Here is a 25,532-nt window from a genome sequence, read left to right on the forward strand (position 1 = left end):
TTTTAATTAGAGAGCTATATGCGCATACTGGTTTTTCAACATGTCGACTGTGAACATCCTGGATCTTTAAGGCAGTTTTTAGCTGAGGATGGAATTGAGTGGGATGCAGTTTATTTGCATCGAGGTGATAAAATCCCAAGCTTTGATAATTATGACGCGCTTTGGGTAATGGGCGGCCCAATGGATGTCTGGGATATAGAGGAAAATCCCTGGTTGGTTGATGAAAAAGCAGCAATTAGGCATTGGGTCCGAGTCTTAGGTAAACCATATTTAGGACTATGTTTAGGCCATCAGTTGCTTGCAGATGCGCTTGGAGGAACCTGCGGCCCTCAAAAAATACCTGAAATTGGCGTTCTTGAAGTTGAACTAACTGATGAGGGAAAGTCAGATCCACTTTTCAAAGGTACAGCTCATCATCAGCAATGCCTTCAATGGCACTCTGTCAGGGTGGCACAAGCTCCAGAAGGTGCTGTTATTTTAGCTAAGTCAGATGCCTGCTCTATTCAAGCAATGCGGATAGGAGTAAACGCATGGTCAATGCAATATCATGTTGAAATAGAGTCAGATACTGTCGAAAACTGGGGCGCTATCCCTGCTTATGCAGAAGCTTTAATAAATACACTTGGCCAGGGCGCATTGTCAGATCTTAAAAAAAATACTGATGAAAATATGAGTCAATGTTTGAGTTGCGCAAAACAAATTTATAAAAACTTTATGCAAGTAATGGTTTAGTTAAATTCAAGTTTTTTACATAACAAATTTATAAAAATTTTATGGAATTAAAAGTTTAGTTGAATTCAAGTTTTTTTGTGAATTATTTCACATCTATAGATAAGTAAAATAATCATATATAACAACATCTTAAAGGTAAATTCGTTCTAAATTATCATACGAATTATTTAAATAAAATAAAATGTAAATTTAATGATTGACACCGAATTTAATTCAAGGTATCTTTCCGTTTTTTAAGTGTTTTATTTTACATCCTAGCTAAGGGGAAACTAATGAGTGATGAAGATGATTTTGACCTAAATGACTTAGATGATAAGGAATTAGTCGAGCAGATTCAAGATGATCTTTATGACGGCCTTGACGCAGAGGTCACTGAAGGCACTGAAATTTTGCTTGCTCGGGGCTGGGACGCTAACGATGTATTAGGTCAGGCTTTGGTTGGGGGCATGAAAATTGTAGGAGTAGACTTTAGGGATGGTATTTTATTTGTACCTGAGGTTCTTAAGTGTGCTGGAGCTATGAAGGGCGGAATGGGAATACTCAGGCCTATTCTTGCAGAGTCTGCAGAAGACACTTCATTAGGCAAGTTTGTTATTGGAACCGTTAAAGGCGATATTCACGACATTGGTAAAAACTTAGTTGCTATGATGTGTGAAGGTGCTGGGTTTGAGGTTATTAATTTAGGTATCAATAATCCTGTAGAAAATTATCTTGAAGCTATTGATGAGCATGAGCCAGTAATTGTTGGTATGTCTGCTTTACTTACAACAACTATGCCTTATATGGGAGTTGTTGTTGAAGAGATGGAAAAAAGAGGGATGCGTAAAGATACTCATATAATGTGTGGTGGTGCGCCATTGAACCAAGAATTTGCTGATGCAATTGGAGTCCCTGCATATGGCCGCGATGCTGCAAGAAGCGCTGAAATGGCTGAGGAGCATGTTCTTAGTTTGCGTAAAAAGCGTGATCATCGATAAGAAAAATATTGACAAGACTAAAAAAAGATTAGTTTTAGGCTGTGGCGCATTAGTATATGACCTTCTAAGGCTAATCAAGCAAAACCCATCACTTTCAGATAAAGTAAATTTGCAATGTTTGCCAGCCAGCTGGCATAACAGCCCTCAATTAATTGCTCCTGGCGTTGAAGAATATTTATCTGAGAATTCTCATCTTTATGAGGAGATATATATTGCGTATGCAGACTGCGGAACTGGAGGCGCGCTTGATAGAGTTCTAGAAAAGTTTGATGCAAAACGTATAGAGGGTGCGCATTGCTATGAGTTTTTTGCTGGAACAGATGTTTTTGAGCGGTTATCAGAAGAAGAGCTAGGTACTTTTTATTTAACAGATTATTTAGTTAAAAATTTTAATAGAATCATGATTAAGGGTTTGGGGCTTGATAAGCATCCTGAGCTTTTTGAGGTTTATTTTAAGCATTATAAAAAATTAGTGTATTTGGCTCAAACTGAAAATGAGCAGTGGCAAAAAGATGCTCAGCAGTATGCTAAAGATTTTGGCTTTGAGTATGAATATCGACTTGTAGGAACCGGAAGCCTTGATGTTGTTTTTGAAGAAATTGATATCCAGCCATTGGAAATAAAAGATTAATGGAGTATGTAAAATGTTTAAAGAAGTAATTATAAAAAATCGCTGGAAAGCTAGGCTGGGTAAATAATGTCATTATTAAATCTCTTTTCTTCTAAAGAAGAAAGCCCAAAAGTAAGTAATCATCTTAAGGAGTTTTTAACTGATTTTTCGATTGAAGTTATGCCTCGCACTGCGGCAAAAATTGAAAGTTTTGAAGAGATACTTCCAAAAAATACAAGGGTTTATATTGCTCATATTGAAGGTGTTCCTATTGAAGAGATGGTGCAGACAGCTAAACGGGTAAGCCGCGAAGGCTTCAATGTTATGCCTCACTTTCCAGCTCGGATCATTAAAGATAAGAGTGCCTTAGAAGAGTGGATAAATATTTATCAAGGTGAGGCGGGCATTAATCAAGCGCTGCTTTTAGCTGGGGGAGTGGACAAGCCACATGGTGTGTTTGAAGATTCAATGCAGCTTGTAGAGACAGAGCTATTTGAAAAATATAATTTTAAAAACTTACACTTTGCAGGCCACCCGGAAGGTAATAAAGATATTGACAACGATGGTTCAAATAAAAATGTCGATGACGCGCTGCAATGGAAGCAAAAATTTAATGAGCGCTCAGATATTGATATCGCAATAACAACCCAGTTTTGTTTTGAAGCAGAGCCAGTAATCGAATGGGCAAACTCATTGACTAATAATGGAATAAATATACCAATTCATATTGGAGTAGCTGGACCCGCAAAACTTCAAACTTTAATTAAGTTTTCAATTGCTTGTGGAGTTGGTCCTTCATTAAAGGTACTGCAAAAAAGAGCAAAAGATGTGAAGAAACTATTACTTCCATTTGATCCAAATGACTTTTTAGAGACTTTAGCTAAACATAAAAAAGAAAATCCAAAATTTAATATCAGTAATATTCATTTTTTCCCTCTAGGTGGTATAAATACAAATGCTTCATGGATTAAAAATGCAATTAATAATTCATAGAAGGAGTAAGTAAATTGACAACAACAACACTATCCTCATTATCAAAAGAGGTAACTATTGGCTTTGGCCATCCATTTGTAATGATTGGTGAAAGAATAAATCCAACTGGCAGAAAAATTCTAGCTGCAGAAATGAAGGTTGGTGATTACTCACGTGTAGTTGCTGATGCTATTGCGCAGGTTGCTGCAGGCGCACAAATGTTAGATATAAATGCAGGCATCCCTCTTGCAGATGAGCCAGCAATTCTTGCTGAAGCAATAAGACAAGTTCAAGCCGTTGTGGACGTTCCTATTTCAATTGACTCATCAATTATTGAAGCCCTTGCATCTGGCCTAGAAGCCTATCAGGGAAGAGCACTAGTAAATTCTGTCACGGGTGAAACTGAAAATTTGGAGAGAGTGCTTCCACTAGTTAAAAAGTATGGCGCAGCAGTTGTAGCGATCTCTAATGATGAAACTGGTATTAGTGAAGATCCAAACGAGCGTTTTAAGGTTGCTAAAAAGATTGTTGAACACGCTGCAGACTATGGAATTAAGCCAGAAGATGTAGTTGTTGACCCATTAGTTATGCCAATTGGTGCGATTTCTCAAGCTGGCAATCAAGTTTTTGAGTTAGTAAGGAAGCTTCGTAGTGAGTTAAAAGTTAATACAACGTGCGGTGCATCAAATGTTAGTTTTGGCTTACCACAACGAAATGGTATTAATAATGCTTTCCTTCCTATGTTAATTGCAGCAGGAATGACTTCTGCAATTGTAAACCCATTACACCCAGAGTTAGTTCAGGCAATTAGAGCTGGAGATGTTTTAACGGGTGTTGATGATGGTTGTGGAAGTTGGATTAAAGCCTACAGAGAGCCAACAGCTGATGGAAGTGATGTTAGGGATGGGAGACGCCGCAGAAAACGTGCGTAACAATAATAATGACCAGTATTGACTATAGAGGATCTTGCGTTTGCGGCCAAACAAGCTATAGCGCCTTGGATTTGGCTGACGTATCCTATTGCCACTGCGTGCAGTGCCGAAAAATGACTGGTCACTATATGGCTGCATGCCAAGCCAAAAGAGATAAAATTAAAATTATTGGAAAAATTAAATGGTTTTATACTCATGAGGACTCAAGGCATGGTTTTTGTGATAATTGTGGAGCACATATGTTTTGGCAAAACGACAGTTTGTCAACTATAAGCGTAACTGCCGGTAGTTTAGAAGATGCAAAAAATTTGAATGTGAAACATAATATTTTTACTGAAGAGAAAGGGTGTTATTACACAATTAGCCCCAATGAAACTCAAATTGAGGGCTATGGTAAAAGCCATAATAGCAAGGAGTAGTATTTTGGAAGATGTCCAGCAAGTTTGCTTTACCCCGTCAGGACGCCAATTCAAGGGTGAGGCTGGAGATACTTTGCTGCAAGTTGCTCAAGATGCAGGAGTAGCTATACGCTCATTATGTGGTGGCTATGGGCAGTGCCATCAATGCTGGATTGAGGTGTCTGAGGGCTCACATCCTAAATTTGGTGTTGATTGTAAGCCTGAAAATGTTAGCGGAATTACCAGTCTAGAAAAACAATTAATCATCGATAATCCAAGTTACAAAGGTAAGCGACTCGCATGTCAAACTTGTATCCAGGGTGACTTAGTAGTAGATGTTCCTGAAGATAGCCAAGAACATAAGGCCTATATAAGTAAAAAAAATGCTAAACAAAATTATTCTATTTCAAGTTCAATCACTCTTTTAGATTGCACACTTGAAGAGTCAACATTGGATGAAAATCCCTCCGCCTCAGAAAACCTATTGGCGCAACTTGAAAAGCAAGGTGTCAAGGCAAGTATTGACTTCAACCTATTAAGAGGTTTGCAGCCTTTAATTCATGAAACTAAGGGAAATCTTACTGTTGCGGTTAGGGATAAAAATCAAATTGTTGCAGCCTATCCCCAAGGGAGTCATAAAGTATTTGGAGGTGCAATTGATATTGGTTCTACCACTTTAGCCCTTTATGTATATGATTTGAAAAATGGTAAGTTGGTCTTTGAGTCTTCTGCAATGAATCCTCAGATTCGATTTGGCGAAGACCTAATGAGTAGAGTTTCTTATGTAATGATGAATAAAGGTGGTGATGAAAAATTGACTGTTGCAGTAAGAAATAAGATTACAGAGATGCTGCATGAGGCTTGTGAAAATCTAGAGATTGAGTGGGATAAATTATTAGAGGTTGTGCTAGTTGGCAATCCAATTATGCACCATATATTTTTTGGGATTTCACCTGTAGAACTTGGTCAGGCCCCATTTACATTGGCAATAAGGGGCTGGCTTGATGTTGACGCAAAAGACTTGGGCTTTGATTTACACCCTAAAACAAGACTGTCATTTTTGCCGTTAATTGCGGGCCATGTTGGCGCTGATACTGCTGCAGCTTATCTTAGTCAAATGGACACAATGCACTCTGAAACAACCTTACTGGTTGATATTGGAACCAATGCAGAAATTATGCTTGCTAAAGATGGGCGAGTGTATGCCACATCCTCTCCAACAGGACCAGCCTTTGAGGGCGCTGAAATTTCCTCTGGAGTAAGAGCAACCTATGGGGCTATCGAGAGAGTAAGGATAGATAAAGATACTCTGAAGGTTCGATTTAAAGTGATTGGATGCGATGCGTGGTCAGACGAGCCAGACTATGAAATGCTTAAAATGCAGGCAGTTGGCATATGTGGAAGTGGAATTATTGAAGCTATTGTGGCGCTTGCTGAGGCAGGTATTATTGATCAAAGTGGACTTTTTGTTGAATCAATTGCACCAGAGCTTTTCTCAAAGAAAGGAAATACATCTCGTTTTTTATTAGTTGAGCAAGGTGATAAATCGATTTATGTAGAACAAGTAGATATTCGCTCTATTCAATTGGCTAAGGCCGCATTATCTGCTGGTGTTTCTATACTGATGGATTATCTTGAGTGCACTGAGTTTGATAAAGTATTATTAGCAGGGGCTTTTGGCGCTCACTTAGATGCCAGATATGTTGCTCTTTTGGATATCATTCCAACCTCAACTGCAGAAAAGATTATTTCAGTAGGTAATGCTGCTGGCGTTGGTGCTAGCGCTGCATTATTAGATGTTAAAAAGCGAAAAATAATTATTGATGCAGTAGACAAAGTTGTTAAAATTGAAACTGCTACTGAGCCAAAATTCCAAGAGTATTTTGTTGATGCAATGAAATTCACTGTATCACCAGTAAAACAACAGCAAACCAATAAAGTTAGACGCCGCAAAAGAGCGCCTTAGTTATAAATTAGGAGAAATTGTAATGGCTAGAGAAAGAAGAAGACGTAGAGGAGGTGCAGATGATTCTGATGCACAAGAGGCGGTTAAAGCGCCTGCGTATATAAAAAGAAAAATTCCCCATTACAGCATTCTTAGTGATGATGACCTTAGTATTATTGAAGACAATGCCGATACTATCTTAGAAGAGATTGGAATCGTATTTTCTGAAGACCAAGAGGCACTTGATATACTTGAAAAAGCTGGTGCTAGTGTTGATGGTGAGAGAGTTAGATTTCCAAAAGGAATGTGCCGTAAATTAATACAAGATAATGCTCCAAAGCAGTTTACTCAATTCGCTCGTAATCCTGAGAGAAATGTTGAAATTGGCGGTGATAATATGGTTTTAGTTCCTGCTTATGGCCCTCCATTTGTTCATGATCTTGATGAGGGTCGACGCTATGCAACAATAGAAGATTTTAGGAACTTTATAAAGCTTGCTTATATGTCAGATAATATTCACCACTCTGGCGGAACTATTTGTGAGCCAGTAGACTTGCCAGTTAATAAGCGTCACTTTGATATGGTTTATAGTCACATCAAATACTCAGACAAAGCCTTTATGGGATCTGTTACTTCAGCTGAGAGAGCTCAGGACACTGTTGATATGGTCAAAATATTATTTGGTGATGATTTTGTTGATAAAAATTGTGTACTTATAAGTTTAATTAATGCAAGCTCACCAATGTCGTTTGATGCCACTATGCTTGGGGCGCTTAAGGTTTATGCAAGAAATAATCAGGCAACAATTGTAACCCCGTTTATTGTTGCTGGAGCGATGGCTCCAACAACTGCAGTAGGCGTTGCAGCTCAAAGTCTTGCTGAAGGGCTAGCAGGCATGGCATTTGCTCAACTCATCAGGCCCGGCACACCTGTTATTTATGGTAATTTTGTAACTGCAATGTCTATGAAATCTGGCGCTCCAACTTTTGGAACTCCTGAAGCTGCGCATATGATGAATATTTCTGGAGCTTTAGCCAGAAGACTTGGCGTTCCATTTAGGAGTGGTGGCGGCTTTAATGGCGCCAAAATGCCTGATGCTCAAGCAGGCTATGAGGCTGCTAATACAATGCAAGCAACTCTAAATGCAAGTGTCAATTTTAATTTACATACTGCTGGCTGGCTGGAAGGCGGTTTATGTATGAGCTATGAGAAATTCATAATGGATGCTGATCAAGCAGGCATGATGAGAGTATCAGCAGAAGGGATTGATATGAGCGAAAATGGCCAAGCAATGGATGCAATCCGTGAAATTGGAGCTATGTCTGATGATGTACCCAAGCATTATCTTGGGTGTGAACATACAAAGAAGAATTTCAAGAGCGCTTTTTATATGTCAGATGTTCTTGATGATAATAGTTTTGAGCAGTGGGTTCAAGATGGCTCAAGAGACACAGCAATGATTGCAAATGGTGTATACAAAAAAATGTTATCTGAGTATGAATTCCCCCCACTTGATGCAGCTATAGATGAAGCTTTATTAAAATATATTAAAGACCGTAAAGATAGTTTTGAAGATTCAAATATTTAATAATTTTAATTTTCATATTTATTATAATTCAAGCAGTTATGAATTTAATTATTAAAGTGTGATTGATTTTGTAAGATAATGTTCCAATTATTATATATATAGAGCTAAAGAGCTATTTTCACTTGAAAATTACAGGTGTTATTGCTCTTTATTTTTTTACTTTCGTGAGTATTTAGGAGAAAAAATGAGCGAGTATAAAACAGATATTGATATTGCCAGAGAAGTTACCGGTGAACACATCAATGACATTGGTGCAAAACTCAATATTGATCAAGCTGACTTGGTTCCTTTTGGGCATGACAAGGCTAAGATTTCATGGAGCGCTATAGACGCGGTCCAAAAGAATAAAAATGGCAAACTCATTCTGGTTACTGCTGTAACGCCTACGCCAGCTGGCGAGGGTAAGACAACTACTTCTGTTGGTCTCACTGATGGCCTTAATAAGATTGGCAAACAAACAACAGTTTGTTTGCGCGAGCCAAGTTTAGGACCATGTTTTGGTATGAAAGGTGGAGCTGCTGGTGGCGGTTATGCTCAAGTAATTCCAATGGAAGATATTAATCTTCATTTTACTGGCGACTTTCATGCAATTACTTCAGCGCATAGCTTGCTTTCTGCAATGATTGATAATCATATTTACTGGGGAAATTCAACAAATATAGATAGCAGAAAAGTAGTATTTCGTCGTGTTGTTGATATGAATGACCGCTCCCTTCGGACAATTACTTCTTCTTTGGGCGGCTCAACAAATGGTTATCCGCGCGAAGATGGCTTTGATATTACAGTTGCCTCTGAAGTCATGGCTATTTTTTGCTTGTCACAAAACTTGACAGAGCTTGAGGAAAAATTAGGAAATATCATAATCGCCTATACTCGTGATTTAACGCCAGTAAGAGCAAAACAAATTAATGCCCATCATGCAATGACAGTCCTACTAAAGGACGCGTTTAGACCAAATTTAGTTCAAACTTTAGAGGGCAATCCTGCGCTGATTCACGGTGGTCCGTTTGCAAATATAGCTCATGGCTGTAATTCAGTTATTGCTACAAAGACAGCGCTTAAATTATCAGATTATGTTGTCACAGAAGCTGGATTTGGAGCCGATTTAGGCGCAGAAAAATTCTTTGATATTAAATGCCGCAAAGCAGGACTTGCGCCAGATGCTGTTGTTTTAGTTGCAACAGTTAGGGCTCTAAAACATCAGGGCGGCGTTGCTAAGGCAGATTTAAATAATGAAAATACTGACGCACTTGCTAAAGGCTGCGTTAATCTTGGAAGACATATTCGTAACCTGAGCCAGTTTGGAGTTCCACTTGTCGTTGGTATTAATAAATTTGTATCGGATACTGAGGCTGAATTTCAAGTAATCAGAGATTATTGTGAGCAGTTTAATGTAGAAGTGAGTGTTACAAGTCACTGGGAACATGGCGGTGAAGGTGCAATTGACCTAGCAGAAAAGGTAGTTAAGCTAGCTGACTCGGGTACTGCGCAATTCAAAACATTGTATGATGATGAGCTATCCCTATTGGAGAAAGTAGAAACTATTGCCAAAAAACTCTATGGTGCAGATGAGGTTCTAGCGGATAAAGTTATTAGGGCTGAACTTACTAGGTATCAAGATAACGGTTTTGGTCATTTACCAGTTTGTATCGCTAAAACACAGTATAGTTTTTCTACCGATCCTCAATTATTAGGCGCTCCTACTGGACACTCAATGTCGATTCGAGAAGTTAGGCTTTCAGCTGGTGCTGAGTTTGTTGTGGTGGTTTGTGGTGCAATTATGACTATGCCAGGATTACCAAGAGTTCCTGCAGCAGATAAAATTAAGCTGGATGAACATGGACTAGTCCAAGGTCTTTTTTAAGCTATGACTATTAGTGATACAGTTGATTACGACATTCATAGGGTTGAAAATTCGACCCTTGAAGAGTCTAGTGACTGCATTGCTATTGAAGAGCCACTAGAGATTGCTATTCGTTATTTCAAAAATAATGAGTGGATTGTAGACCCACTTATGGTCACCATGAGAACGCCAGGGGACGATGAAGCTTTGGTTAGTGGACTGCTGTTTTCTGAGGGCATTATTCAAGATAAGGATGCTATTGATACGATTGATGTAAATGGTGAAAATAAAGGAAAGTACGATGTTGATAACTCACTAATTGTTACTTTATCAAAAGGCAATCAGTTAGATTTGAAAAATTTACAGCGTCACTTTATGGTTAATTCTAGTTGTGGAGTTTGTGGGAAAGGTACTTTAAATGCCATTGAAATTGCCTATGAGCCAAATATTGATAAAGCTGGTCCAATTGTAAGTATTGATTTGATTACAGAACTACCTAATATATTAAGAGCGAGACAAGAACAATTTGCTAATACCGGAGGAGTTCATGCTAGTGCACTATTGACTGAGGGCGGGAAAGTGCTCCATTTAGCAGAAGATGTGGGCAGACATAATGCGCTTGATAAATTGATAGGCCACGTAAGGTGCAATGATATGCTAAGACCAATCGAGCAATTTGTTATGTGTTCTGGTCGACTAGGATTCGACATCATACAAAAAGCAGTAATGTCTAGAATAGGAATGATTGTTGGTATCGGAGCTCCAACTTCATTAGCACTTGATTTAGCGAAAAAATTTGATATTACTTTGATAGGTTTCATCAAAAAAAATAATTATAATATATATACTGGTGCTTGGCGCATTAGTGAAGGATCTTAGGAGATTAAATGTCTAGAAATATCAGTTTATTGTCAGGAAAAAAAGATGACAAAAATAGCTTGTTTGGAAAGATTTCGGTCAGTCCAACAGATGCTAGTGACTCGGAGCTTGCAGCTGAATACAATTTAGGTGTCTCTACGGTTCACAGTACTAAGAGCTTCTATGACTTTCTTAATGAAGACTTTCAAAGTAAAAAAGCCTATGTATGTTCTGGAAGTGCTTGTCTTTGTAGGGGCACCCAAGATGTTGTTTCTGATAAGCTGAATCAAAAATTTGGAGAAGAGAACGTTGGTGAGATGATTTGCCTTGGAAGGTGCTATGAAAATAGTGCATTTAACTACAATGGTGAAAACTATTCAGGCGATGACATCAATAAATTAGATCAAATCATTGCTGGAAAGCATACTAGCCCTGCTTACACAATGAAATCATTTTCAAACACTCCATTCTTAGTGGAAGAGAGTGTTTTCTCTACTTATGACGATTTTAAAGATTTACTTGAAGTCTGTTTTGCAACTGATAAAGACGATTTAATAGCGTCTTTAAAAGATTCAGGACTTCGCGGGCGAGGAGGTGCAGGATTTCCAACTGGAATGAAATGGGAGTTTTGTAAGGATCAAAAAGTTTCAACGAAGTATGTTGTGTGTAATGCTGATGAAGGTGATCCTGGAGCATTTTCTGATAGATATTTGATGGAAGAGCAGCCACTTAAAGTTTTATTTGGTATGGTAATTTGCGCCTATATCATTGGTTCAAAACAAGGTTTTTTGTACATTCGAGGGGAATATCCTGAGTCCATTACTATTACGAATGACTCATTAGAAAAACTTCGTGAACTAGGGCTGCTTGGGGATAATATTTTAGGCACTGGCTTTGACTTTGATATGAATGTTGTTGAGGGTCAAGGCGCTTATATTTGTGGTGAAGAAACTGCATTAATAGCCTCTATTGAAGGGCGACGTGCAGAAGTTGATGTACGACCTCCTTTTCCTGTCGTAGAGGGTTTATACAAAAAACCAACTGTAGTTAATAATGTTGAAAGCCTAGCAGCGGTTGCTGCAATATTCAAACTCGGAAGTGAGGCCTACAAGAGTATTGGAAACGGCAGATCATTAGGTACTAAATTAATCTCTTTAGATGGTTATTTCAATAATCCAGGTCTCTATGAAGTTGATTTGGGAACCCCAATTAGTTTTATTATTGATGAGATTGGCGGCGGCTTCAATGATGATATCAAAGCTCTGCAGATTGGCGGTCCTTTAGGTGGGATTGTTCCAGTTGATATCTTAAAAACTCTAACATTAGATTTTGAAGCTTTCTCTGAAGGCGGATTCTTGCTTGGACACGCTAGTTTTGTATGTATTCCTAAGTCATTTTCGGCAGTTGAGTATGCGAAACACTTGTTTGCTTTTACTGCGCATGAGTCATGCGGCAAATGCTTTCCTTGTAGATTAGGCTCTGTTCGTGGCAAAGAAATGCTAGAATCCGCAATAGAAGGAAAACAAAAATTTTCTGAAGAATTGATTTATGATTTATTAGAGACAATGGAAGTAGGGTCGTTATGCGCACTAGGCGGCGGTCTTCCTCTTGCAATTAAAAATTTACTCGAGCACTGCGGTGACGAGTTCCAACCTATGATGGAGAAGTAGTATGTCAGAAAACCCGCAAGGTGTATTTATTGATGATGTTGAGTTCCCGTTTGATGACTCATCATCTATTTTAGCGTTTACTGATAAGGCTCTTGGAGACAAAATTATTCCAACCCTTTGTAACGACGATAATCTTCAGCCATATGGGGCCTGTAGGGTTTGTTCTGTTGAAGTTCAACAATCAGAAGATGGACCAAAGAGAACAGTAGCATCATGTCATACGCCGATTGTTCCAGGTATGCGAATTCATACAAATTCTACTAGTATTAAAAAACTGCGAAAGAATATTGTTGAGCTAGTTTTAAGTGATCATCCACCTGATTGTCTGACTTGTGAAGTCAATGGTAACTGTGAATTACAAGACGTAGCGGCAAGTGTAGGCGTTCGCCAAATACGTTATGCAAAAGGTGAAAACCATTGTGATCGTGAAAAAGACTTGTCTCATGCTTATATGAGAATGGATCTGTCGAAATGTATTAACTGTTCAAGATGTGTGCGTGCTTGTGATGAAGTTCAAGGTCAATTTACGTTGACGATGACAGGAAGAGGTTTTGAGTCTCGTATTACAACAGATAATGACATGCTCTTTGGAGACTCTTCATGCGTCTCTTGTGGTGCCTGTGCACAAACTTGCCCAACATCAGCAATATCTGATGTATTTCAGTCAAAATCAGTTGAAGCTGACAAAACAGTTAGAACGACATGCTCATACTGTGGAGTAGGTTGTAATCTAGAAGTGGCTGTAAAAAATGATGAAGTGTTATCAATCCGAGCACCTCAAGATGCTGTTAATGCAGGACATACCTGCTTAAAGGGGCGCTATGCATTTAAATTTTATAACCACGAAGACAGGCTAACATCACCACTTATTAGAAAAAATGGAGAGTTGGTTCCTTGTTCTTGGGATGAAGCTTTAGATTTTATTAAAGACAAATTTGAATCAATCAAAGAGAATCATGGTCCAGATGCAATAGCTGGTATTTCTTCTGCACGCTGTACTAATGAAGAAAACTATATGTTTCAAAAAATGATTCGTCAAATAGTCGGCACTAATAATATTGACTGTTGTGCTCGTGTTTGCCATTCACCTACTGCCTGGGGAATGCAGCAAAGTTTTGGAACAGGTGCTGGTACTAATTCAACTGCTGATATTCCTTTAGCCGATTGCATGATGGTTATTGGTGCAAATCCAACTTCTGCGCATCCTGTAACTGGCGCAAAAATTAAGCAGCAAGCCATGTCTGGAGCGACACTTATTGTTATTGACCCAATTCGCACTGAATTGGCAAGGATGGCTGATCACCACTTACAGCTTAAACCTGGAACAAATGTTGCGGTATTAAATATGTTTCAGCATTTCATAGTAGAGGCTGATCTTCTAGACCAAGAATTTATTAAAGAGCGATGTGAGGGCGGTGAAGAGTTTATTGAACAAATTAAAAAGCTTGATGTGGACGCAATGGCTGAAATTAGTGGCCTTGACAAAGATGATGTTAAAGCAGCAGCGATTGCATATGCCTCTGCAAAAAATGCTATGGAGTTTCATGGCCTAGGTGTAACTGAGCATTCTCAGGGTACAAAGACAGTTATGTTAATTTCAAATCTGGCAATGATGACAGGTAATCTTGGTCGTCCTGGTGTGGGTGTTAACCCACTTCGTGGCCAGAATAACGTGCAAGGTGCTGCAGATATGGGCTGCCAACCTCATCATGGTCCAGGATACTTATGGATGGATCAAAAAGAAGTTCAAGATTTCTATGAAGATAAGTTAGGACTTCCTTCGCCAACAACTCAAGGTAGAAAGATTCCAGAAATGTTTGATGGCGCAGTAGATGGATCCCTTAAAGCGCTATGGATTTTTGCTGAAGATGTTGTTCAAACAGACCCAAATACGCATCATGTTGTTAAGGCTATGCAAGGCCTGGATTTGCTTGTTGTGCAAGAAATCTTTATGAGTGAAACCGCCAAAATGGCTGACGTAGTTCTGCCAGGAACAACTTTTCTTGAAAAGAGTGGTACATTTACAAATACTGAGAGACGAATTCAGCAAGTTAATGCTGCAGTTAAGCCACTTCCTGGAACAAAAACAGACGGTCAAATTATTGTAGAAATGATGCGTAAATTAGGCTTTGAACAGCCTGATTTCAATGCTGAGCTTGTTTTGAAAGAAATAGCCAGTGTGGTTTCATTTTTTGAAGGTGTAACTTGGGAGGGTTTGCGCGCAAGCCCAATGGGCTTACAGTGGCCTGTTAATAAAAAAGGCGAAGACACTCAAATACTTCATATTGGTGAATTTAAGCGAGGTAAGGGTAAGTTTCACTATCATGATTGGAAGGAAAGTGAAGAACTTACTAAGCATAAGAATGAGTATCCATTTATTCTGACTACTAGTCGTGAACTTCAACATTACAACTGCGCAACTATGACAAGGCGAACATCAAACGTAAAAATCTTGACGAAAGATGTAATTATGCTAAACCCAAAAGACGCAAGGGCGAAAGATCTTATAACTGGTGATCGCGCAACTTTGAAGTCTGATAGAGGTGAAATTACTCTTGATGTTGAGGTTACTGATCGTGTGAAAAAAGGAGTCATAAGAACTACTTTTCATTTTCCTGAAGTGTTAATTAATGAGGTAACAAGTGCAGTTACTGATGAAGAGACTAAGTGTCCAGAATACAAGATTGTAGCTGTAGACGTCTTAAAAGCTTCTTAGTAGATTAAATAAAGTGAGTCTTTATCGGCTCACTTTAAAAAAATTAATAGCGTCTTTCTAGCTTACTTTTTTGTAATATCCGCCCTGCGATTTCTTCAATCGAGATGTGGCTTGTATCTATAAAGGGTACATTATTTTGAACATACATATCTTCCGCTCTTCTAACTTCCTTTTGACACTGTTCAATTGATGCATAGCCACTATTAGACCTCCTTTCACCCCTTATATTCTGAAGTCGAACTGGATTGATACTTAACCCATAAAGCTTGTTTTTAAATGGCTTTAAAACACTCGGAAGTTTAACTGAATCTAAGTCCTCATCAATTAATGGATAATTAGCAGCATATATTCCATATTGAAGCGCTAAAAAAAGACATGTGGGCGTCTTACCTGATCTTGATACGCCAGTAAGAATTATGTCTGCATGATCATAATTTTTAGTGGATAACCCATCATCATTATTGAGTGCAAAATTTATACTATCAATTCGACCCGAGTATGTATTTTTATTTCCTACTCCATGAGAAAGCCCCATTTCATGAGATGATTTAGTCTCTAGAGTATCTTCCATTTTTGAAATAAAAGTCTCAAAAAAATCAAAAATAATCCCACCACTATTTTCAAGTAGATGGGCATATTCAGCTGACACTTGGGTACTAAAAATAAGGGCAGGCTCGCCATCAGCTTCTGAGGCTTCTTTAATTAATAAGGCAGCTGTCTGAGCTTTTTTTTGCGTATCTATAAATGCTAGATTAACCCTTTTAAAGTTTATTTCAGGGAATTGCGTAAGAAGACTGTTACCAAGTGCTTCAGCTGTAATACCCGTTCTATCTGAAATAAAAAATACAGTTCTCATATTAATGTTTTAAAGCTTGCCAAGCTTATTCCAAGTTTCAACAACAGTATCAGGGTTTAGTGAGATGCTAGTTATCTGTTGTTTTAGCAGCCACTCTGCAAAATCAATATGATCTGATGGTCCTTGACCGCATATGCCAATATATTTGCCCTGACGATGGCACGCCTCAATGGCCATGGTAATCAATTTTTTAACTGCATCATTTCTTTCATCAAATCCTTCAGCTATTAGGCCGGAGTCTCTATCCATCCCAAGTGTTAATTGTGTTAAATCATTTGAGCCAATAGAGAAGCCATCAAAATATTGTAAAAAATCTTCAGCGATAATGGCGTTTGATGGAAGTTCACACATCATGATTATTCTTAAACCATCTTTTCCTCGCTCCAACCCATTCTCTTTTAAGAGTTCAATTACTTTTGAAGCTTCAGATGTAGTTCGAACGAAAGGAATCATTATTTCAACATTTTTAAAACCCATCTCATTTCTAACATTTTTAATTGCAAGACATTCTAATTCAAAGCACTCTCTAAAATCTTCAGAGATATATCTTGATGCACCACGAAAGCCAATCATTGGGTTTTCTTCATGTGGCTCATATAGCTCACCTGCAAATAAATTTGAATATTCATTAGATTTAAAATCAGACATTCTAATGATTACTGGCGATTTGGAAAAGCTTGCAGCGATTGTTGAAATTCCTTCCGTTAATTTTTGAATATAAAAATCTATAGGAGACTTATAGCAAGAGGTTCTTTTTTGAATTTCATCTTTAAGATCTTTTGGAAGGCTATCAAATTCAAGTAAAGCTTTAGGATGAATACCAATTGTATTATTTATAATAAATTCGAGTCTAGCAAGGCCCACTCCAGAATTTGGAATACTTGAAAAATCATATGCCCTAGAGGGGTTTCCCACATTCATCATAATTTTGACAGGAATTTCTGGCAGGTTGCTTACTTCAGAAAATGTATGCTCAAATTTTAAAGTCCCTTGATAAACTTTTCCGGTATCCCCTTCAGCGCAAGATGCTGTAATTACCTCAGAATCTTTAAGTATTTCAGTTGCATTTCCTGTACCAACAATTGCCGGCACTCCAAGCTCTCTAGCTATAATTGCTGCATGACATGTTCTGCCGCCGCGGTTTGTAATAATTGCAGATGCTAGTTTCATAACAGGCTCCCAGTCTGGGTCCGTCATATCAGTTACTAGAACATCACCCTTACTCACCAAATCCATTTCTGATAAGCTGTTAATTATTCTGATTTGACCAGCTCCAATTTTTTGACCAATTGCGCGACCTTCTATAAGAATTTCAGAGGTTTCAAGGAGCTTATAGCGCTCAATTTTCTGAGAACTTTGTCGACTTTTAACAGTTTCAGGCCTTGCTTGAACAATATAGATTTTGCCATCAGATCCATCCAGAGCCCACTCAATATCCATTGCTCTTCCATAATGCACCTCAATTTTCATTGCATATTCAGCAAGTTCTTCAATTTGAGCATCATTTAAACTAAATCTTAGGCGCTCTTGAGCGTCAACTTCAGTGGTTGTAACTGGTGAGCTTGATTTTGCATCTGAATAAATCATTTTTATTGATTTAGAGCCAAGACTTCTAGACAAAATTGCTGGCTTTCCTGATTTTAGTGTTGGTTTATGAACATAAAATTCATCTGGGTTTACAGAGCCCTGAACGACAGTTTCGCCAAGTCCATAAGCAGACGTAATAAAAACAACTTCGTCAAATCCAGACTCAGTGTCTAGAGTAAACATTACTCCACTTGCTCCAATATCACTTCTAACCATTTGTTGGACTCCAGCAGAAAGAGATACCATTTCATGTTCAAAACCCTGATGAACTCTATAGGAAATGGCTCTATCGTTATAGAGTGATGCAAATACTTTTTTAATAGAACTCAAAATATCATCGATACCGCTAACATTCAGATAAGTTTCTTGTTGACCGGCAAAAGATGCTTCAGGTAAGTCCTCTGCAGTTGCTGATGAACGAACTGCAAAGGTTACAGATGGACCATATTTTTCAGTTAATTTTTGGTAACTTTCAACAATAGATTTATGAAGGTCATCGGGAAATGGCGCGTCTTCAACCCACTGACGAATTAATGCTCCAGTTTTGGTGAGCTCTTTAATGTCAGTAATATCTAGCGAAACTAGAAGTTCATTGATTTGAGTTTTTAAATGTGAATGATTTAAGAAAGATTCAAATGCCTCAGCTGTTGTTGCAAAGCCCCCAGGAACTCGAACACCTTGCGAACTCAGCCCACTAATCATTTCACCTAAAGAAGCATTTTTACCTCCAACCTTTTCAACATCAGACATGCCAACATCATCTAGCCAGACTATATTTTCAAACATTAAGGTCCTTTTATATTATTTATTAACTCAAGATTTGATGAAGTAGCATTCATTTTGACACAAAATGTAATACAAGAGTTTTTCATCAAAAGTATAATTTTAATACATTAAAAATGAAGTGAATTATAGATTGTAAAGTATTTCATAATTTGATAATGATACTATATTGCAATTGAATATTATTCCTACTATTTGCTTTTATATGGGCTTTTTTGACGATAGAAAAGTACAAAAAAAATGTATAATTTATGGTTCACAATATTTTCAGGGGTTTAAATAATGGCGACACAAATTGAATTAGCAAATGCTATCCGAGCCTTGAGCATGGATGCTGTGCAAAAAGCAAACTCTGGGCACCCTGGCGCCCCAATGGGAATGGCTGATATTGCAGAAGTTTTATGGAATAAACATTTAAAGTTTAATCCATCAAACTCAAATTGGTCAAACAGAGATCGATTTGTGCTATCAAATGGTCATGGATCAATGCTTATCTATTCTTTACTGCATTTGACTGGGTTCGATTTAAGTATCAATGATCTAAAAGATTTTCGTCAACTTCACTCTAAAACACCTGGACATCCAGAATATGGTTATGCTGATGGAGTTGAGACAACGACAGGCCCATTAGGTCAAGGTATTTGTAATGCAGTAGGCATGGCAATTGCGGAGCGAACTCTTGCTGCTCAGTTTAACAAGCCAGGCCATTCTATTGTAGATCACCATACGTATGCTTTTATGGGCGATGGTTGTCTTATGGAGGGGCTGTCGCATGAATCTTGCGCAATGGCTGGGACTCTTGGTCTGGGAAAACTAATAGCTTTCTGGGACGACAATGATATTTCAATCGATGGGCATATTGGTGATTGGATGGAAAAAGGGGTCCCTGGTCGCTTTAAATCTTACAATTGGCATGTTATATCTGATGTTGATGGCCATGATTCTGAAGCTATCAATGCTGCTATAGTTGAAGCCAAAGCAATGAATGATAGACCCACCTTAATATGCACTCGAACTGTAATTGGTTTTGGATCTCCTAATCTAGCAGGCTCTCATAACTGTCATGGCGCACCTTTAGGTGATGAGGAAATTGCAAAAACACGAGAAAAACTTGGTTGGAATTATGGATCATTCGAAATTCCTGAAGAGATTTATGAGGGCTGGGATCATAAGATTAAAGGTGCTGAAGTAGAAGATGAATGGAATGAAAAATTTAAAGCTTATAGTGTTAGCTTTCCAAGTGAAGCTGCTGAATTTCTGCGTCGAATTTCTGGAAGCTTACCAGATAATTTTGACTCTAAAATGAACGACTTTATTGCTAAAACACAGCAAGATATGCCCAATATAGCATCACGTAAAGCCTCCCAAAATACAATCGAAGCAATGGGCCCCATAGTTCCTGAATTATTTGGTGGATCTGCAGATTTAACTGGTTCAAATTTGACAAATTGGTCTGGAAGCGTTGCAGTTAACGCTGAAAATGCAGATGGAAACTATATCTCCTGGGGAGTTCGTGAGTTTGGTATGGCTGCAATGATGAATGGCATGGTTTTGCATGGTGGCTTTAAGGTTTATGGCGCAACATTTCTTATGTTCATGGAATATATGAGAAATGCTCTTCGAATGTCTGCAATGATGAAGATTGGAACAATTTTTGTATATACCCATGATTCAATTGGTCTTGGTGAAGATGGTCCAACTCATCAGGCTGTTGAGCAGATAGCTACTATGAGAGTCATACCTAACTTTCAAACGTGGCGAGCATGTGATGCCATTGAGTCCGCAGTATCATGGAAAATAGCTATGTTAAGAGGTGATGCACCTACTGCATTAATTTTCTCTAGACAAAACTTGACCCCAATGGAGCGAACCATTGAGCAAGTGAGTAATATTGAGAAAGGTGGATATGTGCTTAAAGATTGTAGTGGCGATGCTGACATAATTTTAATTGCTACTGGCTCAGAAGTTTCATTGGCAGTTGATGCTGCAACAATGATGAGCGATAAGAAGGTTCGTGTTGTATCAATGCCATCCACAAATGCGTTTGATGAGCAAGATCAAGGATACAGGGATTCAGTATTATCGCCTGGAGTTAAGCGCGTTGCTATAGAAGCCGGTGTCGCGGAGTCATGGTATAAGTATGTAGGTCTTGAGGGAGGGATAGTGTCAATGACCACATATGGTGAATCAGCCCCCGCTGGAGAACTATTTAAACATTTTGGGTTTACAGTGGATAACGTAATTTCCACCGTTAACAAAGTTTTAAGTTAATTTTTTTAATAGGAGTTTAAGATGACAATAAAAGTTGGAATTAATGGTTTTGGCCGAATTGGTAGAATGGTTTTTCGTGCAATCGATAAGGATTTTGATAATTTAGAAGTAGTTGGAATTAATGACTTACTAGATAATGATTATCTATCTTATATGCTGAAATATGATTCAGTACATGGAAGATTTGGTAAAGATGTCTCAGTAGAAGGAAATAATTTTGTCATTGATGGAAAAAAGATTCGTTTAACTGCTGAGCATAATCCTGCAGATTTAAAGTGGGGAGATGTTGGTGTAGATTTAGTTATTGACTGTACCGGTTTTTTCTTAACAGAAGAGGGCTGCCAGGCGCATATAGATGCAGGTGCTAAAAAAGTAATACAGTCAGCCCCTTCTAAAGATCACACACCAATGTTTGTATATGGCGTTAACCACGACTCCTATGATGGTCAGTCGATAATATCAGCTGCTTCATGTACCACAAATTGCTTAGCTCCAATTGCTAAAGTGCTTAATGATGAATGGGGCATTAAGCGTGGCTTGATGACTACAGTCCATGCAGCAACAGCGACTCAAAAAGTTGTTGATAGCCCTTCTTTGAAAGACTGGCGTGGTGGCCGAGGTATATTAGAAAATATTATTCCATCATCAACAGGAGCAGCAAAAGCGGTTGGTAAGGTTCTGCCTGAACTTAATGGTAAATTAACTGGAATGTCTTTTAGAGTTCCCACTTCTGATGTTTCAGTTGTTGACTTAACTGCTGAGTTGAATGATGAGTCGGATTATGAGGCAATTTGCGCGGCAATGAAGTCAGCTTCTCAGGGCCCAATGAAAGGCGTTCTAGGCTATACAGATGAAAAAGTTGTTTCGACAGACTTTGTTGGAAGTACTTTTGCTTCAATATTTGATGCAGAGGCAGGCATGTCAATGGACTCTACATTTGTTAAAATAGTCTCTTGGTATGATAATGAGTATAGTTATACGTGCAACTTGTTGCGTTTAGCTGAACACGTTTCACAATAGTTTTAATTTGACTTGGGGGTTTAATGAATTTACTTAAGATGACTGATCTTGATTTAAGCGGAAAGAGAGTTTTAATTAGGCAAGATCTAAATGTCCCAATAAAAAATGGTGAGGTAACCAGTGATAAGCGTATTTTAGCCTCATTACCAACTATTACTCACGCACTTAAAGCTGGCGCTAAGGTTATGATAATGTCACACCTTGGAAGACCAGATGCTGGTGAGTTTGATGAAAAATATTCACTTAAACCAGTAGCTAAACATCTTTCTGATTTACTAGGCCATCCAGTAACTCTTGAATCAAAATGGCTTGATGGTGTAGAGATGAATTTTGGTGAAGTTGTTCTTTGTGAAAATGTCAGATTTAATGTTGGTGAAAAAGAAAACGATGAGGCCTTGTCAAGACAAATGGCATCTTTATGCGATGTTTGTGTGCAAGATGCTTTTGGGACTGCACATAGAGCCCATGCCTCAACCTACGGAGTTGCTGATTTCGCACCAATTGCCTGCGCGGGTCCGCTTCTCGTTGGTGAGCTTGAGGCTCTTGGTAAAGCACTTGAAAACCCAAAAAGACCAATGGTTGCTATTGTTGGAGGATCAAAAGTTTCAACCAAACTAACTGTTCTAGATGCACTTTCTAAAATTGTTGATCAGTTAGTGGTTGGTGGAGGTATTGCTAATACATTCATTGCGGCTCAAGGCTATAGTGTTGGTCAGTCTCTTTGTGAGCATGATCTTATTCCTACAGCCCAAGCATTAATGGAGCATTGTCAAATCCCTATCCCAGGTGATGTAGTATGCGGTAAAGAATTCTCTGAGTTTGCAACTGCAGAAAGTAAAAATTCAAGTAGTGTTGCTTCTGACGACATGATTTTTGATATTGGCCCTAATTCTATTGAAGAGTTATGTGAGATTATGAAAAATGCAGGAACCATAGTTTGGAATGGGCCTGTTGGCGTATTTGAATTTGAGCAGTTTGCAAATGGTACTGAGAAAATAGCGCATGCAATTGCAGATTCAGATGCCTTTTCGATTGCTGGTGGCGGTGATACCTTGGCAGCAGTTAGTAAATTTAATATCGAAGATAAAATATCCTACATCTCAACTGGTGGAGGTGCATTTTTAGAATTTCTAGAAGGAAAGAAACTCCCAGTTGTTGAAGTGTTAGAGAAAAGAATGCAGGAGAAAAATAATTAATAGAAGAACAAAAATTTTAGCCACTCTTGGACCATCAACTGACGATCCTAAGGTTTTAAAAGGAATTTTAGATGCTGGCGTAAACGTTATTCGAATTAATTTTTCGCATAATAATGAAAAAGAACACTTAGAGCGAATTGCTCAAGTCAGAAAGTATGAAAAAGAAAATGATACCTTTATTGGTGTATTGATGGATCTGCAAGGACCAAAAATTAGAATTTCTTCTTTTATAGATAATAAGGTATTACTTAGCAGGGGAGATCAATTTACTCTTGATGCGGAGCTACCAAAATCTGAAGGGACTCAGACTGCAGTTGGGATAGCTTATAAACAACTCCCAAATGATTTAAGTGCTGGAAATACTTTACTGTTAGATGATGGAAAAATAATTCTCAAAGTTTTGCAGATAGATGGGCCAAAAATTTTAACCGAAGTTCTACAGGGCGGAACTTTATCTAACAATAAGGGAATAAATTTACGTGGCGGCGGCCTAAGCGCAAGCGCTTTAACTGAAAAAGATAAGCAAGATATTCATACTGCGGCTAAGGCGGATGCTGATTATGTCGCTATTTCTTTTCCTATACATGCAGATGACATTCGTCAGACCAAGAGGCTTCTTAAGGAGGCTGGATCGAATGCTAGTGTTATTGCAAAAATTGAGCGAGCTGAAGCATTGCAAGAGGATGTTATTAATGAGATTATTCAAGAATCAGCTGGAATAATGGTCGCACGTGGTGATTTAGGTGTTGAAATTGGAGATCCCCAGCTTCCTGCGCAACAAAAACGCCTAATCTTATTGGCAAGGGCAAATGATAGATTTGTTATTACAGCAACTCAAATGTTGGAATCAATGATTACTAGCCCTATACCAACTAGAGCAGAGGTTTTTGACGTAGCAAACGCAGTTTTAGATGGAACTGATGCAGTGATGCTTTCTGCAGAAACTGCAGTAGGTGCTCATCCTGTAGAGGCAGTCAAAACAATGAGTGATGTCTGTTTGGAAGCAGAAAAAAGCCCAACAGCAAAAGTATCTCATCACAGACTTCATGAGCATTTTGAGGGTATTGATGAAACAATTGCTATGAGCTCAATGTATGCTGCTAACCATTTGGGTGCAAAGGTGGTGGCAACTCTCACTCAAACTGGAAAAACAGCGCTTTGGATGTCGAGAATTAGTTCTAATATTGCAATTTTTGCAATGTCAGATAATTATAAAACTTTAAAAAAAGTTACTATTTATAGAGGAGTCTATCCTTGTTATATAGATAAAACAAGTGCGGATGATTGGAATCATGTTAATACCCATGTTATAGAAAATCTGGAGGATAAATCCCAAGTTGAGAAAGGAGATATTGTTATTGTTACAAAGGGGATGCATAAGGATAAATCAGGTGGTACAAACCTGATGAAAATTTTGCGTGTAGGCGATGGAAATTATTAAAAGTAAATTATAAGGGTGAAAAATTATGATAAATAATCAAGAAGAATTAAGACAAACTGCAAATTTATTGGCTGCTAGAGGCAAAGGACTGCTTGCAGTAGATGAGTCTACTCCGACTATAGGAAAACGACTTGCTGGGATTAATGTAGAAAACACAGAAGAAAATCGTCAAGCCTATCGTGGAATGCTCTTTACTGCAGAAGGAATTGGTGAATATATTAGTGGAGTCATCCTTTTTGAAGAGACACTTTATCAAAACCACCTTGATGGTGAAACTATGGTTTCTAAAATTAATAAGCTGGGAATAATTCCAGGCATTAAGGTAGATAAAGGCTTAAGTCCATTAGCTGGGGGGCATGAAGTAGAGACGTGGTGTAAGGGTCTGGAAGGTCTTGCTGAAAGAACTGCTGAGTACTATAAACAAGGAGCACGTTTCGCAAAATGGCGCGCTGTATTGCAAATTACTGCTGATGGATGCCCTACAGATCTTGCAATAAGGGAGAATGCTTGGGGCCTTGCAAGATATGCAAAAATTTGTCAGGTGTCAGGACTTGTTCCCATTATTGAGCCTGAAATTTTAATGGATGGGAATCACACTATTGAGAAGACAGCAGAAGTTCAAGAGAAGGTCTTGGTTGAAGTCTATAAAGCTTGCTCAGAAAATAGTGTTTTCTTAGAGGGAACATTATTAAAACCTTCAATGACTGTTTCTGGCGCTGATAATTCCAATAAAGCTGGCTCAGAAGAGGTTGCCAAGATGACAGTTCGCACAATGAATCGTTGTGTGCCAGCTGCAGTTCCAGGAATTATGTTTCTTTCGGGCGGGTTAACTGAAGAAGACGCTTCTGTTTATCTTAATACTATGAATAGTATTGAACATAAGAGCGCTACCAGTTTGACGTTTTCTTATGGAAGGGCTTTACAGCAATCATGTTTACAGGCTTGGAAAGGAAGTGATATTGAAGCAGGCCAAAAAGCCTTAATGGCAAGATGCCAAGCTAATTCAGAGTCTTCTACTGGTGATTATGTTGCTGGTTCTCAGCCTTCATCTCAAGACACATTATTCGAAGCTGGTTATAAGTATTAATCTTTGCTTTTTATCAGATTTAGACTTAAGAATTTAGTTTAAAGCTTAAA

19 protein-coding genes are annotated in these 25,532 nt (G+C 38.3%); 17 read left to right on the forward strand and 2 right to left on the reverse strand.

Annotated features, from left to right (window positions below; all coding sequences use genetic code 11):
- Positions 1-18: 18 nt before the first annotated feature.
- The 12 genes from ABXT44_RS00530 to fdhF all read left to right on the forward strand — a co-directional run bounded on the left by ABXT44_RS00530 (position 19) and on the right by fdhF (position 15,241).
- A complete protein-coding gene (locus ABXT44_RS00530) occupies positions 19-732 on the forward strand; it encodes a type 1 glutamine amidotransferase (RefSeq protein ID WP_416687198.1) in 714 nt (237 codons plus the stop codon).
- A gap of 272 nt (positions 733-1,004) precedes the next feature.
- On the forward strand, positions 1,005-1,709 hold the full coding sequence (locus ABXT44_RS00535) for a corrinoid protein (RefSeq protein WP_416687200.1): 705 nt from the start codon (positions 1,005-1,007) through the stop codon (positions 1,707-1,709).
- Positions 1,696-2,340 (forward strand): DUF1638 domain-containing protein, encoded by a 645-nt coding sequence (locus ABXT44_RS00540; RefSeq protein ID WP_416687201.1) that lies wholly within the window; start codon positions 1,696-1,698, stop codon positions 2,338-2,340. Before ABXT44_RS00535 ends, ABXT44_RS00540 begins: the two co-directional genes overlap by 14 nt.
- A gap of 66 nt (positions 2,341-2,406) precedes the next feature.
- Positions 2,407-3,312, forward strand: coding sequence for a methylenetetrahydrofolate reductase (locus ABXT44_RS00545; protein WP_416687203.1), 906 nt, complete (start codon positions 2,407-2,409; stop codon positions 3,310-3,312).
- A 14-nt stretch (positions 3,313-3,326) separates the two neighbouring features.
- Entirely contained in the window at positions 3,327-4,223 is an 897-nt protein-coding gene (locus ABXT44_RS00550) for a dihydropteroate synthase (RefSeq protein WP_416678211.1), read from the forward strand.
- An 8-nt stretch (positions 4,224-4,231) separates the two neighbouring features.
- Complete coding sequence (locus tag ABXT44_RS00555) at positions 4,232-4,642, forward strand: GFA family protein (RefSeq protein WP_416687205.1); 411 nt, start codon at positions 4,232-4,234, stop codon at positions 4,640-4,642.
- Complete coding sequence (locus ABXT44_RS00560; protein ID WP_416687206.1) at positions 4,614-6,587, forward strand: ASKHA domain-containing protein; 1,974 nt, start codon at positions 4,614-4,616, stop codon at positions 6,585-6,587. Before ABXT44_RS00555 ends, ABXT44_RS00560 begins: the two co-directional genes overlap by 29 nt.
- Before the next feature lie 22 nt (positions 6,588-6,609).
- Positions 6,610-8,154 (forward strand): trimethylamine methyltransferase family protein, encoded by a 1,545-nt coding sequence (locus ABXT44_RS00565; protein WP_416687209.1) that lies wholly within the window; start codon positions 6,610-6,612, stop codon positions 8,152-8,154.
- A 184-nt stretch (positions 8,155-8,338) separates the two neighbouring features.
- Positions 8,339-10,018 carry a formate--tetrahydrofolate ligase gene (locus ABXT44_RS00570; RefSeq protein WP_416687212.1) on the forward strand — a complete coding sequence of 560 codons (1,680 nt, stop codon included), beginning with the start codon at positions 8,339-8,341 and terminating at the stop codon, positions 10,016-10,018.
- A 3-nt stretch (positions 10,019-10,021) separates the two neighbouring features.
- Entirely contained in the window at positions 10,022-10,876 is an 855-nt protein-coding gene (gene fdhD, locus ABXT44_RS00575) for a formate dehydrogenase accessory sulfurtransferase FdhD (protein WP_416687213.1), read from the forward strand.
- Positions 10,877-10,884: 8 nt separating this feature from the next.
- A complete protein-coding gene (locus ABXT44_RS00580) occupies positions 10,885-12,525 on the forward strand; it encodes an NADH-ubiquinone oxidoreductase-F iron-sulfur binding region domain-containing protein (RefSeq protein WP_416687215.1) in 1,641 nt (546 codons plus the stop codon).
- 1 nt (position 12,526) lies between these two features.
- Positions 12,527-15,241 carry a formate dehydrogenase subunit alpha gene (fdhF, locus tag ABXT44_RS00585; RefSeq protein WP_416687218.1) on the forward strand — a complete coding sequence of 905 codons (2,715 nt, stop codon included), beginning with the start codon at positions 12,527-12,529 and terminating at the stop codon, positions 15,239-15,241.
- Between the two features lie 43 nt (positions 15,242-15,284).
- Here the strand turns inward: fdhF and ABXT44_RS00590 are convergent, their stop codons facing one another.
- Both ABXT44_RS00590 and ppsA read right to left on the reverse strand, forming a co-directional pair.
- Positions 15,285-16,097, reverse strand: a complete 813-nt coding sequence (locus tag ABXT44_RS00590) for a pyruvate, water dikinase regulatory protein (RefSeq protein WP_271537855.1) — start codon at positions 16,095-16,097, stop codon at positions 15,285-15,287.
- A 9-nt stretch (positions 16,098-16,106) separates the two neighbouring features.
- Positions 16,107-18,470 (reverse strand): phosphoenolpyruvate synthase, encoded by a 2,364-nt coding sequence (ppsA, locus tag ABXT44_RS00595; RefSeq protein ID WP_416687221.1) that lies wholly within the window; start codon positions 18,468-18,470, stop codon positions 16,107-16,109.
- A 279-nt stretch (positions 18,471-18,749) separates the two neighbouring features.
- Between ppsA and tkt the strand changes: the two genes are divergently transcribed.
- Genes tkt through ABXT44_RS00620 form a run of 5 tightly spaced genes read left to right on the forward strand, consistent with a single transcriptional unit; the run spans position 18,750 to position 25,482 of the window.
- Entirely contained in the window at positions 18,750-20,738 is a 1,989-nt protein-coding gene (gene tkt / locus ABXT44_RS00600) for a transketolase (protein ID WP_416687223.1), read from the forward strand.
- Positions 20,739-20,759: 21 nt separating this feature from the next.
- Positions 20,760-21,758 carry a type I glyceraldehyde-3-phosphate dehydrogenase gene (gene gap / locus ABXT44_RS00605; protein WP_416687226.1) on the forward strand — a complete coding sequence of 333 codons (999 nt, stop codon included), beginning with the start codon at positions 20,760-20,762 and terminating at the stop codon, positions 21,756-21,758.
- 23 nt (positions 21,759-21,781) lie between these two features.
- Positions 21,782-22,954, forward strand: a complete 1,173-nt coding sequence (locus ABXT44_RS00610) for a phosphoglycerate kinase (protein WP_416687227.1) — start codon at positions 21,782-21,784, stop codon at positions 22,952-22,954.
- Positions 22,947-24,395 (forward strand): pyruvate kinase, encoded by a 1,449-nt coding sequence (gene pyk / locus ABXT44_RS00615; RefSeq protein ID WP_416688496.1) that lies wholly within the window; start codon positions 22,947-22,949, stop codon positions 24,393-24,395. The genes ABXT44_RS00610 and pyk overlap by 8 nt, the downstream gene beginning before the upstream one ends.
- A 25-nt stretch (positions 24,396-24,420) precedes the next feature.
- Positions 24,421-25,482 (forward strand): class I fructose-bisphosphate aldolase, encoded by a 1,062-nt coding sequence (locus ABXT44_RS00620; protein WP_416687229.1) that lies wholly within the window; start codon positions 24,421-24,423, stop codon positions 25,480-25,482.
- Positions 25,483-25,532: the final 50 nt, after the last annotated feature.

Origin of the sequence: Candidatus Pseudothioglobus sp. Uisw_041 (assembly GCF_048087625.1) — a bacterium.
Lineage (GTDB): Bacteria > Pseudomonadota > Gammaproteobacteria > PS1 > Pseudothioglobaceae > Pseudothioglobus.

Excerpts from the sequence above, each read along its gene's own strand:
- ABXT44_RS00530 (WP_416687198.1), top strand. The coding sequence starts at position 19 with ATGCGCATACTGGTTTTTCAACATGTCGACTGTGAACATCCTGGATCT.
- ABXT44_RS00535 (WP_416687200.1), top strand. The coding sequence starts at position 1,005 with ATGAGTGATGAAGATGATTTTGACCTAAATGACTTAGATGATAAGGAA.
- ABXT44_RS00545 (WP_416687203.1), top strand. The coding sequence starts at position 2,407 with ATGTCATTATTAAATCTCTTTTCTTCTAAAGAAGAAAGCCCAAAAGTA.
- ABXT44_RS00555 (WP_416687205.1), top strand. The coding sequence starts at position 4,232 with ATGACCAGTATTGACTATAGAGGATCTTGCGTTTGCGGCCAAACAAGC.
- ABXT44_RS00560 (WP_416687206.1), top strand. The coding sequence starts at position 4,614 with ATGGTAAAAGCCATAATAGCAAGGAGTAGTATTTTGGAAGATGTCCAG.
- ABXT44_RS00565 (WP_416687209.1), top strand. The coding sequence starts at position 6,610 with ATGGCTAGAGAAAGAAGAAGACGTAGAGGAGGTGCAGATGATTCTGAT.
- ABXT44_RS00570 (WP_416687212.1), top strand. The coding sequence starts at position 8,339 with ATGAGCGAGTATAAAACAGATATTGATATTGCCAGAGAAGTTACCGGT.
- fdhD (WP_416687213.1), top strand. The coding sequence starts at position 10,022 with ATGACTATTAGTGATACAGTTGATTACGACATTCATAGGGTTGAAAAT.
- ABXT44_RS00580 (WP_416687215.1), top strand. The coding sequence starts at position 10,885 with ATGTCTAGAAATATCAGTTTATTGTCAGGAAAAAAAGATGACAAAAAT.
- fdhF (WP_416687218.1), top strand. The coding sequence starts at position 12,527 with ATGTCAGAAAACCCGCAAGGTGTATTTATTGATGATGTTGAGTTCCCG.
- ABXT44_RS00590 (WP_271537855.1), bottom strand. The coding sequence starts at position 16,097 with ATGAGAACTGTATTTTTTATTTCAGATAGAACGGGTATTACAGCTGAA.
- ppsA (WP_416687221.1), bottom strand. The coding sequence starts at position 18,470 with ATGTTTGAAAATATAGTCTGGCTAGATGATGTTGGCATGTCTGATGTT.
- tkt (WP_416687223.1), top strand. The coding sequence starts at position 18,750 with ATGGCGACACAAATTGAATTAGCAAATGCTATCCGAGCCTTGAGCATG.
- gap (WP_416687226.1), top strand. The coding sequence starts at position 20,760 with ATGACAATAAAAGTTGGAATTAATGGTTTTGGCCGAATTGGTAGAATG.
- ABXT44_RS00610 (WP_416687227.1), top strand. The coding sequence starts at position 21,782 with ATGAATTTACTTAAGATGACTGATCTTGATTTAAGCGGAAAGAGAGTT.
- ABXT44_RS00620 (WP_416687229.1), top strand. The coding sequence starts at position 24,421 with ATGATAAATAATCAAGAAGAATTAAGACAAACTGCAAATTTATTGGCT.